The following is a 12,400-nucleotide window of genomic DNA, read 5'->3' on the forward strand; positions in this document are numbered from 1 at the left end:
GCTTGGAGATCACCACATGCTTGGCCACCGGCGTCGGGTTCAGCCGGCTGGCATCGTTGAGGATGGTGCGCAGCTCGGCCCGCGCCCGCGGCATCCGCGCCAAAGGAAGCGCCGCCGCCGTGGCTGCGGTGCGCAGAAACCGTCGTCTCGTGATCATGGCGCGGACACTCCTACCCCCAACGGAGTCTATGCCAGCATCGTAAACGTTCGAAAAATTCTCGCCAGCGTCACTCCGCCGCCGGGCGTCCCCGGGCCGGCTGCAGGCGGAAGTCGCGCCCCTCCTTGATCCAGGCGGCGCGCTCGTCGCGCAGCAAGGTGCGGCGGACCTTGCCGGAATCGTCGCGCAGCATGGTGTCGACCAGCTCATAGCTCTCGGGATGCTTGTAGCGGCTGAGCCGGTCGGCGAGGAACGCGCCCATGCCGTCGACGATCGCCTGCGCGTCCTTGGCGCGGTCGATCTCGACGATCGCGTGCACGCGCTGGCCGAGCTCGGGATCGGGCAGGCCGACGACGACGCAGGAGCGGATGTCGGGATGCGCCATCAGCGCCGCCTCGACCTCGGCCGGATAGATGTTGGCGCCGCCGCGCAGGATCATGTCGGCGAGGCGGTCGCCGAGATAGAGATAGCCGTCGGCATCGAGCCGGCCGATGTCGCCGAGCGATTCCCAGCCGTCGGCGCGCCGCTTCGGCTCGGCGCCGAGATAATGATAGGTGCTGCCGGCGCCGTCGGCGGGCAGGAAATAGATCTCGCCGCTCTCGCCGGGCGCGACGTCGTTGCCGTCGGGGCCGAGGATGCGCAGTTTGCAGGAATCGTCGATCTTGCCGACCGAGCCCTTGTGCTGCAGCCATTCGGTGCCGGAGATGATGGTGCGGCCCTGCCGCTCGGTGCCGCCATAGAGCTCGTAGACGCGCTCCGGGCCGAGCCACTCGATCCATTTCTCTTTCAGCCAGGGCGGCATCGGCGCCGCCATGTGGAACACGATCTTGAGGCTGGACAGGTCGTAGCTGTTGCGCACCGCTTCGGGCAGCGCCCAGATCCGATGCATCATCGTCGGCACGAAATTGACCCATTGGATGCGCTGCGCCTGGATCAGCCGCAGCGTCTCCTCGGCGTCGAACTTCACCATGCCCGTGAGCGTGCCGCCGGCGAACAGCGCATAGTGCGACACGATGAACGGCGCGTTGTGATACAGCGGCCCGGGATTGAGCAGCGACGCTCCCTTGGGAATTCCGAGCGGCGGCTCGGCCGCGGTGTCGGTCACCGCGGGCGCGTGATCGAGGATCACCTTCGGCCGTCCGGTCGAGCCGCCTGACGTCATTGCCTTCCAATAGCGCGACACCGGCGCGGTGAGCGGCTCATCGGAGAATCCCTCGGGCTTGAAACCGGCCGGCAAGGCATTCGGCGCGTTCCAATCCGCCTCGCCGCCGACGACGAGTGAGGGCTTGAGAATCTCGAGCACCGCAGCGGCTTCGCCGCGCGGCAGCCGCCACGACAGCGAGGTCGGCGTCGCGCCGCATTTCCAGACGGCAAAGCTGCTCTCGAACAGCTCATTGCCGTTGGGCAGGCCGATGGCGACGAAGTCGCCGGGCTTGACGCCCTTGGCGGCAAAGGCGCGGGCGCGCGCATTGGCGCGGCGCTCGAGCTGCTCCCAGCTGAGCGCGTCGGTTCCATGCTGGATGGCGATGCTGTCCTTCGGTTTGCGCTCGGCGTACCAGCGTGGCACGTCCGCGAGTGGGATCAGCATCTCGTCCTCCGCATTGTCAGGCGCTTGCGTACGCCGTTCTTGGGTCAGCGGCTCAGCGCCACTGATCTCAATGATGAGAGGAGTTTTGCCTCAACCGCGCGGGGGCGTCCATACGCGCACGCCGCAGGGTTTCGGATGGCAGTTCTGCGAAATGACGCTTGTAGTCGAGCGAGAACTGACTGAAGTGCCAGAAGCCGTGGCGCACGGCGATGTCGTAAATTCCGTCGCGCGGATCGTGCGCGGATTTGAGGTCGCGCCGTACCCGGTTGAGACGCACCGCGCGCCAATAGGGAATCGGGCTGGTGCCGAGCACGTCCTGGAAGCAGTAGCTGAGCTTGCGTCGGCTGACGCCGACGGCCTTGCAGATGTCGAGCATCGAGACCGGCGTCTGCACGTCCGCGAGCATCATCGCGCAGGCGCGGTCGACGATGCGCTTGCGGTCGGCGGCGCTGCGCGTCTGGTCGCAGGCTTCGAGGTTCGGGAGCAGGTCCGCGATCTCGAGCAGCAGGCTGTCCTGCAGCGCCTCGCCTCTGGCGCGATCATCGGCCAGCGGCGTCCCGTCGCCGAGCGCGGCGTCGATGGCGGCAAGCGCGGCGCGCAGACGTGCGAGCGAGGATGGCGGCACGGGGAGCGCGCTCATCCGGTGCTTCAGTCCGCGCGGCAACGCGACCGCGAGCCGCTGCGCGACCTCCTCGATCACCGGCGTCGGCAGCGTCACGCCGCGGAGTTCGAAGCCGCGCGGCGTGCAGAGGTCGACATCGGCATCGAAGGAGATGATCAGCGCATCCTGCGACATGGCCGTGCCATTGACGTTGACCGGTCCGTCGCCGGCGCAGGGCACCGCCAGGCCGAAGCAGTCCCGTCCGAGCTGGCCGTATTGCCGGACCTGCTGGCTGGTGATCTCGCGAAACACGTCGAGCCGCGGCAGCGAGACCTGGGTGAAGCTGCCGCGGAAGGCGCCTGCGCTGATCTGGTCATAGGTCAGGCGCCAGCCGCCGAGCTGCGCGCAGTGCTCGTCGACGTCGGTGCTGCGCGTCTGCACGACGGCCGGGCCATCGGCCCGATGGGGCGGCGTCCTCGTCACATCAGCGTCCTGGTCAAACCAATGACATCACGGCGGAATCGGATCCGGCTCGCATCGCAAGATGCGCGCCAGGCCGGCGCCCCGGCGGGGGCATTCCAGCTGGTGATCTTGCCCGATTTCGATAACGCTGTCCTGCGCCTGATTGGCAGTCTCGCGGCATTTCCACGTGCCGAGCGAGGACGCGATGCGACCGACCGACATCATGCGCGGCAGCCCTCCGCCGCCGGAGGCGCAGGTCACGAAGGCCAACTGGCGCACCTATCCGGCGATCCGCTGGGGCTTCACCCATGCGCGTGAATTGCTGCCGACCGCTGCGATCCGCCGCGCGGCGCAGCCGTCGCCGCTGGTGGAGGCGCAGCGCGAGCTGACCGGCCTGACGTTCACCACGCCCGAGGGTCAGCCCACCACGATCGCCGAGACCCTGCAGGCCACCGACGCCGATGCGCTGATCGTGATGCATCGCGGCGTGATCCTCACCGAATGGTATGGCGAGGGCATGAGCGAGACCACGCCGCATATGCTGTGCTCGGTCAGCAAGTCGATCTGCGGCACGCTCGGCGGCGTACTGTCCGCGCGCGGCCTGATCGATCCATCCGACAAGGTCACGAACTACCTGCCGGAGCTCGCCGGCACCGCCTATGACGGCTGCACCGTCCGGCATCTGCTCGACATGCAGGTCGGCATCCGCTTCGAGGAGGACTACGACGATCCCAATGGCGACGTGGCGCGCTATCGCCATTCCTCGGGCTGGGACGTCGCCCCGCCGGGCGTGCCCTCCGGCGACCAGCGCGGCTTCCTCACGACGCTGCGCCCCAGCGGCAAGCCGCATGGCAAGCTGTTTCACTACGTCTCGCCGAACACCGATGTCTGCGGCTGGGTCTATGAGCGGGCGTGCGGCGCGCCCTATGCGAAGATCCTTTCGGACTATCTGTGGCGGCCGATGGGCGCGGCCGAGGATGCCTCGATCACCTTGGACTCGATGGGAGCAGGGCGCTTTGCCGGCGGCATCTCGGCGACGGCGCGCGACCTCGCTCGCTTCGGCGAGATGATCCGCTGCCGCGGCCTGGTGCAGGGCCGGCAGATCGTGCCGGGCGCGTGGATCGACGACATCCATGACGCCGGCGATCGCCAGGCCTGGGTCGACGGCGATCTCGCCTTCGTGTTTCCGAAAGGGAATTATCGCAGCAACTGGTACACCGTGGACGCCAGGCGGCGCGACCTCGCCGCGGTCGGCATCCACGGCCAGTGGATCTATGTCGACGTCGCCAGCGACACCGTGATCGTCAAGCTCGCCACCCAGGGCCAGGCGATGGACATCGCCCAGGACCATCGCTGGCTCGCCGGCTTCCGCGCCATCACGGCGCATCTTGCCTGATCATCCCATGTGATCCCTTGGAGCCTCCCATGCAGGACATCGCTGCAGCCGCTTCAACCGCCGCCGTCCATCCCCTCGACCCCTTGACCTCCGACGAGATCGCGGCGGCCTGCCGACTGGTGCATGCGGCCGCCGTCTCTGCGGAGCACTGCCGCTTCCCGATCGTTCGGCTGGAGGAGCCGACCAAGACCGAGCTCGCCGCGCATGTGAGCGGCGAGGGGGTGCCGCGCAGGGCCTTCGTGGTGTCGCTCGACATCGCGAGCGGCGAGTCGGTCGAGCACGTCGTCGATCTCGGCCGCGGCGAGATCGTCGCCAGCAAGGTGGTGCCGAACCGTGCGGCGCCTTACGGCCAGCCGCCGGTCATGCTGGAAGAGTTCTTCCGCTGCGAGGCCGCGGTCAAGGCCGATGCCGGCTGGCGCAAGGCGATGCATCGGCGTGGCCTCACCGACAAGGACATCGAGCTGGTGCAGGTCGATCCATTCTCGTCCGGCTTCTTCGACCTGCCGTTCGAGCGCGGCGCCCGCATCGTGCGTGCCGTCAGCTATTTCCGCGAGCATCCGCAGGACAATGGCTATGCGCATCCGATCGAGGGTGTCGTCGCGGTGGTCGATCTGATCGCCGGCAAGGTGATCGATCTCACCGATCAGGATCCCATCATTCCGATCCCGCGCAAGAAGCGCAACTACGGTGCGCATGAGGTCACCTCGCCGCGCACCGACATCAAGCCGCTCAACATCGAGCAGCCGCAGGGCCCGAGCTTCACCGTCGACGGCTGGAAGGTCGACTGGCAGAAATGGAGTTTTCGCGTCGGCTTCACGCCGCGCGAGGGCCTCGTGCTGCACCGACTGTCCTATCAGGACGGCGAGCGCACACGCCCGATCATCCATCGCGCCAGCGTCACCGAGATGGTCGTGCCTTACGCCGACCCGACCGCCAACCATTTCTGGAAGTCGGCGTTCGACGCCGGCGAATACGGCCTCGGCATGCTGGCGAACGCGCTGGAGCTCGGCTGCGATTGCCTCGGCAACATCCATTACTTCGACGTGCCCGCCGCCGACAGCAAGGGCGAGCCGTTCGTGATGCAGAACGCGATCTGCATGCATGAGGAGGATTACGGCATCCTCTGGAAGCACTATGAGTTCCGCAACGGCCTGTTCGAGGTGCGACGCTCGCGCCGCCTCGTCATCAGCTTCTTCGCCACCGTCGGCAATTACGATTACGGCTTCTACTGGTACCTGTACCAGGACGGCACCATCCAGCTCGAATGCAAGCTGACCGGCATCATCCAGACCGCGGCGGTGGCGCCGGGCGCCACCTATCCGTGGGGCGGCATGGTCGACGACAATCTCGGCGGCCCGACGCACCAGCACTTTTTCAACGCGCGCCTGCACATGGACATCGACGGCGGCGGCAACACCGTCACCGAGCACGAATTCGTGCCGCGGCCCTGGGGGCGCGACAACCCGCATGGCAACGTGTTCGACACCACCAGCCGCGTGCTGGCGCGCGAGCGCGATGCTGCCAGGCTCGCCAATGGCGAAACCGGGCGCTACTGGAAGATCTACAATCCCAATGTGAAGAACTCCGTCGGCGCGTCGCCCGGCTACAAGCTGGTGGTCAATCCGAGCCCGGTGATGCTGGCGCAGGAGGGCAGCTTCGTGCGCAGCCGCGGCGGCTTCGCCACCAAGCACGTCTGGGTCACCGCCTATGATCCGGCCGAGAAATACGCCAGCGGCGACTATCCGAACGTGCATGGCGGCGGCGACGGCCTGCCGCGCTACATCGCGCAGAACCGCAACATCGAGAACACCGACATCGTGGTCTGGCATTCGTTCGGTCACACCCATGTGTGCAAGCCCGAGGACTTCCCGATCATGCCGGTCGAGTATGCCGGCTTCATGCTGAAGCCCGTCGGCTTCTTCGCCGCGAATGCCGGTTTCGACATTCCGGCCGAGCGCAATGCGAAGAGCGTGCTGAGCGCGGAGGGGACGTCCGGCACAACTGGCGGCAGCTGCTGTCACTGACTCGGCCGCCGGCGCTGGGTCGAGAAGGGATGCATGCCGGGAACAAGCGGGTGTCCGTTCGCTCCAAGGCGGACGCTCCCCTTTCGGCCAGGGCTATTGCACCTGGAGATCCTGCGCTGTGGCGACGCACGGTTCTCCTGGTTGGTTTACTCCGTCATGCCCGGGCTCGTCCCGGGCATCAACGTTGTTCCCAGCATGCCGAGCGACGTGGATGGCCGGGACAGGCCCGGCCATGACCATGGGGAGAGAGGCGAGCGCAACGCTGCGAGCGCCAAGTGCGATACCCCGTCGCTTCGGCCAAGCGAGCCGATTAGAACCTTCTTCGCCGATCGTCATTGACGCGCACGGGGGCCAGCTCTCATGGAGTGTCCCATGCACGCCCAACAGATGATCGAAACCCATCCCCACGTCCAAGGCCAGGTCGACGACGCGCTCGTCCGCTGCATCGAGGAGTGCTACTCCTGCGCCCAGATCTGCACGTCCTGCGCCGACGCCTGCCTCGGCGAGGAGAGCGTCGCCAGGCTGACCCAGTGCATCCGCCTCAACCTCGATTGCGCCGACGTCTGCAACATCACCGGCCGCATCGCCACCCGGCGCACGGGATCCGACCAGGAGATGATCCGGCGCATGCTCCACGCCTGTGCTGCGGCGTGCCGGCTCTGTGCGGACGAGTGTGAGACGCACGCCGGCATGCACGCGCATTGCCGGATCTGCGCCGAATCGTGCCGGCGTTGCATGAGCGCCTGCGACGAGGCCGGGCGGGGCATGGCGCATTGAGCGGCAAGCTCTCCTGCTCTCACCCGCTTGTCGACAGAAAGCAAAAGGCCGGGCCCGAGAGCCCGGCCTGTCCGACCATGGCGACCGGAGTGCTCCGGCCCTGAGAACGCCATTCCAGACGATTCCGTCGATCAGCCCCCATTCAATTTCGTCGTCAGCGTCGTGAAGATGCCCTCCAGCGTCAGCCCCAGCTTGTTGAGGATGGTGATGATCGCGAGTGCGATGCCGGCGCAGATCAGGCCATATTCGATGGCAGTGGCACCCGATTCATCCTCGTAAAATTTGACAAGCAATTTCTTCATCGCCCCCTCCGCAATCCGCCGATTCTGGCCCCCGGATGACATCAGTGAAACTACGGAATGGAACCTAAGGTAGTATGAACGGCGTCTCGCCAAGTGTCTGGATTGGGCTGAAAGTGTCATAAATTACAGTTGCATCCGGTTCGGTTGCAAGCACCGGAGCTAGGCGGGAACACCTGCTGCGCGCAGAGCTTCCGCATAGGTTGTAGCCATGGCGGATACCGGAAACGGGATCCGCGCGAGGAAGCCGGAGACGGTGAGGTCAGGCTCGACGACGAGCAATTGGCGCGCGATGTCGGCGGCGCGGGCGACCTCTCCGGTTCCCACCAGAGCCACGATCAGCACGCGCAGCGCGACGGCGAAGCGGCGGTTCTGGCTCAGCGCCGTCTCGGCCCAGTTGATCGCCTGTTCGCGATCCTCGCCGGCCAGCGCGCAGATCGCCATCGCGCCAGCCGCGAACCAGCCGCGCGGATCGCGTGGATTCAGCCGCAAGGCACGTTCGATCAGCGCCCGGCCTTCCGCGGGCTGTCCGGCCATCGCGGCGATCCAGCCGCTCAGGGTGAGCGCCATCGCCGAATTCGGATTGATGGCGAGCGAGCGTTTGAACAGCTCGCGCGCCGGCGCGATCTCGTCAGCCATGTTCCAGATCGCGAACGCCGCCATCCACAGCACCTGCGCATCGCCGGGTGCGCGCTCCGTTGCCCGCCAGGCGAGCGCGACGGCCTCGACGCGATAGTCCTCGCCCGGTTCGCTCCACCCCTGGAAATGGCGCAACGCCTGGCAATAGGCCCGCGCGGCCATCGCCGGCGCGTAGTCCGTATCGAGCGCCAGCGCCTCGTCGAGGCAGCCGATCGCCGCCTTCAGGCTCTCGGGCGTGAAGGCATCGCGCAGGCTGGCGGCGCGCAGCAGCAGGTCGTAGGCGGCAGGACGCGGCTGTGGCGCGATGCGACGCCGCGCGCCTTCAGCCTGCTCGAGCGTCGGCTCGATCGCCGCCACCACGCGTTCGGTGATGCGATCCTGCAGCGCGAACACGTCGTTCACATCGCCGTCGAAGCGGTCGGCCCAGAGATGCGCGCCGGAGCCGGCATCGATCAGCTGGCCGCTGATGCGCAGACGGTCTCCGACGCGCCGCACGCTGCCTTCCAGCACATAGCCGACGCCGAGCTCGCGCCCGACCTCGCGGATGTCGACGGCCCGGCCCTTGTAGATGAAGGACGAGTTGCGCGCGATCACCGCAAGCCCGCTGCAGCGGGACAGCGCCGTGATGATGTCCTCGACCATGCCGTCGGCGAAGTAGTCCTGCGCCGGATCTCCGCTCATGTTGGTGAACGGCAGCACGGCGATGGATGGACCGTCGAAACGAGGCGCCGCCTCGACCACCTCCGGCCGCGCCGCGGCCTGCTCGCGAACCTCGCCGATGAAGCGGATGCCCTTGCGGGGAAAGGTGCGGATCAGGCGCTGCGCCTCGCCGCTGTCGCCGATGGCGCTGCGCGCCGCGCTGATGCGGCTCGCCAAGGTCGCCTCGGAGACGATGCGGCCATTCCACACGGCATCCAGAATCTCGTCGCGGGTGACGACGCGGTCGCGCGCCCCGATCAGGAACGCGAGCAGATCGAACACCTGCGGTTCCAGCGCGACCAGCTCGCCGTCGCGGCGCAGCTCGCGGCGGCCGGGATCGAGCACGAATTCGTCGAAGCCATACACCACACGCGCCGCCGTGTTTGCCGCAGGAACCGCGCCACCTTCGCGTCACCCTCGATTCAAAATCAAGCTCGCCTCCAGGAAAAATCCAGGCCGTCTCCAAGCGGAACCCGCGGGCATGGCGCACAAGGGCACACCGGACACAGGAGCCCCCGCGATGACATCCGTCCTTCACCACAGCCGCCGCCGCTTTCTCACCCTGGCTGGAACCGCCCTTGCGGCATTCCAGCTCCAGTCCCGCGCAACAGCGCAAGGCTTCAAGGCGCCGTCGAAGCTGCCGGCGATCACGCCGGGCACGGCGACGACGCTGGGGCCGATCAAGCAGGTCAGCGCCGGCGAGATCAGCATCGGCTATGCGGAAGCGGGCCCTGCCGACGGTCCCGTCGTGATCCTGCTGCACGGCTGGCCCTACGACATCCACAGCTTCGCCGACGTCGCGCCGGCGCTCGCCGCCTCCGGTCATCGCGTCATCATTCCGCATCTGCGCGGCTACGGCACGACGCGTCTCCTGTCACCCACCGCGCTACGCAGCGGCCAGCCGGTCGCGGTCGCCGCCGACATCGTCGCGCTGATGGATGCGCTCGGCATCAGGTCCGCGACGCTCGCCGGCTACGACTGGGGTGCGCGCACCGCCAACATCATCGCCGCGCTGTGGCCCGAGCGCTGCAAGGCGATGGTCTCGGTCAGCGGCTATCTGATCGGCAGCCAGCAGGCCGGCCGCAAGCCGCTGCCGCCCGCGGCGGAGCTGCAATGGTGGTACCAGTTCTACTTCGCCACCGAGCGCGGCCGCGACGGCTACGACAACAACCGGCGGGATTTCGCGCGGCTGATCTGGCAGACGGCCTCGCCGAAATGGGCGTTCGACGACGCGACCTTCGCGCGCAGCGCGGCCGCCTTCGACAATCCCGATCACGTCGACATCGTCGTGCACAATTATCGCTGGCGGCTCGGCCTCGTGCAGGGCGAGGCCAGATATGACGAGCTGGAGGCGAAGCTCGCAACCTTCCCGGACATCGCCGTGCCGACCATCACGATGGAGGGCGATGCCAACGGCGCGCCGCATCCGCCGCCTGCGGCCTATGCGAAGAAGTTCACCGGCCGCTACGAGCACCGGCTGATCACCGGCGGCATCGGTCACAACCTGCCGCAGGAGGCGCCGCAGGCATTCGCACAGGCCGTGATCGACGTCATGGCGGGCGCCTGACACGCGCGCCATGGATCGGCCGCAGGCGGGATCATCACCGCCTGCGCTGCAGCCACGTCTCCCGCCGCACCACCCACTGCTCGGAGCGCGTCTCGCCATTGTTGTGCGCGAGATCGATCAGGCCGATGAACTCCGCGCCGGTCTTCTGCTTGACCCGGCGCGAGGCGGCGTTGGTCGCGACGTTGCAGACGATGAACTGATCGAGACCGAGCACGTCGAAGGCGAAGTCGTTCACGGCGGCGATCGCCTCGCTCATCAATCCCCGCTTCCAATAGGGCTCGGCGAGCCAGAAGCCGCGATGGCCCTTCACCGACTCCGCGCGCGGCCGGAAGTGGATGTTGCCGATCGCCTCGCCATCGCCGTCGCGCAGCACCAGGACCCATTGATAGATCTCCTCGCCGGCCGCGATCTTGTCGAGCTGCAGCCGGACGAAGGTCTCGGCTCCATCGGCCGGATAGGGCCACGGCACGGTGGCCGCGAGGTTGCGGATGATATTCCAATTGTCGAAGTGACGCTGGATCGCAGGCGCGTCCGACAGCGCCAGCGGTCGCAGGATCAGCCGTGCGGTATGCAACTCGGGCGTGAGCATGGGACCCTCCAGGTGTTAACCACGTTCCGGCCGGGTCGTGGCTGCTGCAATGCGGCAAGACTCGTATGTGTTTGTTTTGGCACGCATCGCTCACCCATTAAGGTTGCTGATCAGTTTCGTTCCGTGATCGGAGCCCAATACTTCCGCATCGCAAAATTGTGGTGCATTGATTGAACACACGCAGATGCAAGGATGCAGCCTGTGTACAACCGCCGCAGGTAAAAGCGATGGATCCGGCGCAGCTTTGTGCTCCGGCCCATCGGTCCAACGCCTGCCGCCACAGCAATACGAGTTCGGGTGGATTCGAGTCGAGGCGTCGTGGACATGAAACGCGGAAGCACCGATCTCCAGTTACGTCGTCGGCACGTGGATCAGGCCTTCGACCCTCGCAGCTGGCGGGAGCGGTTGCAAACCAGGGCCACGCCGTTCTACGGCTCGGAGCTGTTCCAACTCGGCTGCCCGCCGCTCGCCTCCCTCATCGCTGCCTTTCTCGGCTGCCTGATGACGCTGCATCTGAGCGCATCGGGCCTGTCGCCGCTGATCGCCTCGGCGGCGTCGGCGCTCCTGCTGTGCGCATCGCTGATCGTGACGCGGACGGCCGACCTCGTGCCGAGCACGTTCTTCTCCTCCGCCTATGGCGGCAGCTTCGTCGGCATGACGCCGGTCGCGCTGTTGAATGCGAGCATCATCCGCGCCGGCCTGCCGCTCGATGCAGCCTTCATCCTGCTGTCGCTGTTCACCGGCATGGTGTTCTGCCTCGGTTGCGCGCTCGACATGTGGCTGCGTGGCGGGCTGGCCCGCGGCTATGGCGGACGGCTCGGCGCGCTTGCCGCCGTCGCCTCCTTCCTGTTCGTCGGGCTCGCGCCGATGCTCGGCACCGATGGCGAGCTGTTTCCGATCGCACGGCGCCCGGTGCCGGAGCTGGGGCTCGGCGCCGCCGCGATCACCTTCCTGCTGTGCTCGGCGGGCATGCTGGCCACCATGGCGGCGCTGCGCTGGGCGCCGGTGGCCGGATCGCGGCGCGCGGTGCGCATTTTCGTCGCCGCGGCGGTGGCGTTCGCCGGCCTGGTCCTGCTGCAGCAGTTCGTGCCCAACAATGCGTCCGAGCTCGACGCCTATTATGCCGGCTGCTTCCTCGGCATGTCGTCACAGCGCCGGCTGCGCAGCCTATGGCAGGCCATCGCGGCGGCGCTGCTGCTGACGGTGCTGCTGATGCTGACCTGTCCGATCCTTCCGGCGGTCGGCGGCAGCCTCGGCTACGTCGCCTTCGTGTCGGTGATGTTCGTCGATGCCGCGGTCCGGCTGTTCATGGAGGTCGGCGAGTCGCCGCGGCAGACCACGATCGCGTGGGGACGCGGGCTTGTTGCCGCGATCGCCATTCTCGCCGCGCTGATCTCGACCGAACTGCTGTTCGAACGCTCCAGCACCGAGCCGACCGGCTCGATCGCCAAGATGCACGTCCTGACGCCGCCGCAGCAGACGCCGCCGCACCAGACGCCGCCGCAGCCGGCGCCGCTCTCCGTGCCGGACGAGGCGCGCAGCGCGGCCAGCGCGATGGCCGGCGAGCGGCCGATCTCGGCCGCCGCGGTACCGGATCTGCCG

General features: G+C 67.4%; 10 protein-coding genes. 5 read left to right on the forward strand and 5 right to left on the reverse strand.

Annotated elements, in window-relative coordinates:
- Positions 1 to 227: 227 nt before the first annotated feature.
- Together BRAS3809_RS27305 and BRAS3809_RS27310 are read right to left on the reverse strand one after the other, a co-directional pair.
- Positions 228 to 1,745: an AMP-binding protein gene (locus BRAS3809_RS27305; RefSeq protein ID WP_008965239.1), complete on the reverse strand. Its 1,518-nt coding sequence runs from the start codon at positions 1,743 to 1,745 to the stop codon at positions 228 to 230.
- Positions 1,746 to 1,812: 67 nt separating this feature from the next.
- Entirely contained in the window at positions 1,813 to 2,829 is a 1,017-nt protein-coding gene (locus tag BRAS3809_RS27310) for a helix-turn-helix domain-containing protein (RefSeq protein ID WP_008965240.1), read from the reverse strand.
- 184 nt (positions 2,830 to 3,013) lie between these two features.
- Between BRAS3809_RS27310 and BRAS3809_RS27315 the strand changes: the two genes are divergently transcribed.
- From BRAS3809_RS27315 to BRAS3809_RS27325, 3 genes are all read left to right on the forward strand, one after another.
- Positions 3,014 to 4,204, forward strand: a complete 1,191-nt coding sequence (locus tag BRAS3809_RS27315) for a serine hydrolase domain-containing protein (protein ID WP_008965241.1) — start codon at positions 3,014 to 3,016, stop codon at positions 4,202 to 4,204.
- Positions 4,205 to 4,233: 29 nt separating this feature from the next.
- A complete protein-coding gene (locus BRAS3809_RS27320; protein WP_052523491.1) occupies positions 4,234 to 6,228 on the forward strand; it encodes a primary-amine oxidase in 1,995 nt (664 codons plus the stop codon).
- Positions 6,229 to 6,600: 372 nt separating this feature from the next.
- Positions 6,601 to 7,005: a four-helix bundle copper-binding protein gene (locus BRAS3809_RS27325; RefSeq protein WP_008965243.1), complete on the forward strand. Its 405-nt coding sequence runs from the start codon at positions 6,601 to 6,603 to the stop codon at positions 7,003 to 7,005.
- Positions 7,006 to 7,136: 131 nt separating this feature from the next.
- Here the strand turns inward: BRAS3809_RS27325 and BRAS3809_RS27330 are convergent, their stop codons facing one another.
- Both BRAS3809_RS27330 and BRAS3809_RS27335 read right to left on the reverse strand, forming a co-directional pair.
- Positions 7,137 to 7,307: a Flp family type IVb pilin gene (locus BRAS3809_RS27330; RefSeq protein WP_035658967.1), complete on the reverse strand. Its 171-nt coding sequence runs from the start codon at positions 7,305 to 7,307 to the stop codon at positions 7,137 to 7,139.
- Positions 7,308 to 7,466: 159 nt separating this feature from the next.
- The gene (locus BRAS3809_RS27335; RefSeq protein WP_008965245.1) at positions 7,467 to 9,011 is read right to left on the reverse strand and encodes a winged helix-turn-helix domain-containing tetratricopeptide repeat protein; all 1,545 of its coding nucleotides are present in this window, start codon (positions 9,009 to 9,011) and stop codon (positions 7,467 to 7,469) included.
- Between the two features lie 151 nt (positions 9,012 to 9,162).
- On the opposite strand from BRAS3809_RS27335, the gene BRAS3809_RS27340 reads away from it, so the two are divergent.
- Positions 9,163 to 10,209, forward strand: a complete 1,047-nt coding sequence (locus BRAS3809_RS27340; RefSeq protein WP_008965246.1) for an alpha/beta fold hydrolase — start codon at positions 9,163 to 9,165, stop codon at positions 10,207 to 10,209.
- Positions 10,210 to 10,243: 34 nt separating this feature from the next.
- Here the strand turns inward: BRAS3809_RS27340 and BRAS3809_RS27345 are convergent, their stop codons facing one another.
- Positions 10,244 to 10,798: a GNAT family N-acetyltransferase gene (locus BRAS3809_RS27345; RefSeq protein WP_008965247.1), complete on the reverse strand. Its 555-nt coding sequence runs from the start codon at positions 10,796 to 10,798 to the stop codon at positions 10,244 to 10,246.
- A gap of 405 nt (positions 10,799 to 11,203) precedes the next feature.
- On the opposite strand from BRAS3809_RS27345, the gene BRAS3809_RS27350 reads away from it, so the two are divergent.
- Positions 11,204 to 12,400, forward strand: a 1,197-nt coding sequence (locus tag BRAS3809_RS27350) for a hypothetical protein (protein WP_240535781.1), incomplete at its 3' end; no start/stop codon positions are given.

Origin of the sequence: Bradyrhizobium sp. STM 3809 (assembly GCF_000239795.1) — a bacterium.
Taxonomy (GTDB): Bacteria; Pseudomonadota; Alphaproteobacteria; order Rhizobiales; family Xanthobacteraceae; genus Bradyrhizobium.

Bases quoted from the DNA above. Each gene is read 5' to 3' on its own strand.
- BRAS3809_RS27305 (WP_008965239.1), bottom strand. From the start codon at position 1,745: ATGCTGATCCCACTCGCGGACGTGCCACGCTGGTACGCCGAGCGCAAA.
- BRAS3809_RS27315 (WP_008965241.1), top strand. From the start codon at position 3,014: ATGCGACCGACCGACATCATGCGCGGCAGCCCTCCGCCGCCGGAGGCG.
- BRAS3809_RS27320 (WP_052523491.1), top strand. From the start codon at position 4,234: ATGCAGGACATCGCTGCAGCCGCTTCAACCGCCGCCGTCCATCCCCTC.
- BRAS3809_RS27325 (WP_008965243.1), top strand. From the start codon at position 6,601: ATGCACGCCCAACAGATGATCGAAACCCATCCCCACGTCCAAGGCCAG.
- BRAS3809_RS27330 (WP_035658967.1), bottom strand. From the start codon at position 7,307: ATGAAGAAATTGCTTGTCAAATTTTACGAGGATGAATCGGGTGCCACT.
- BRAS3809_RS27340 (WP_008965246.1), top strand. From the start codon at position 9,163: ATGACATCCGTCCTTCACCACAGCCGCCGCCGCTTTCTCACCCTGGCT.
- BRAS3809_RS27345 (WP_008965247.1), bottom strand. From the start codon at position 10,798: ATGCTCACGCCCGAGTTGCATACCGCACGGCTGATCCTGCGACCGCTG.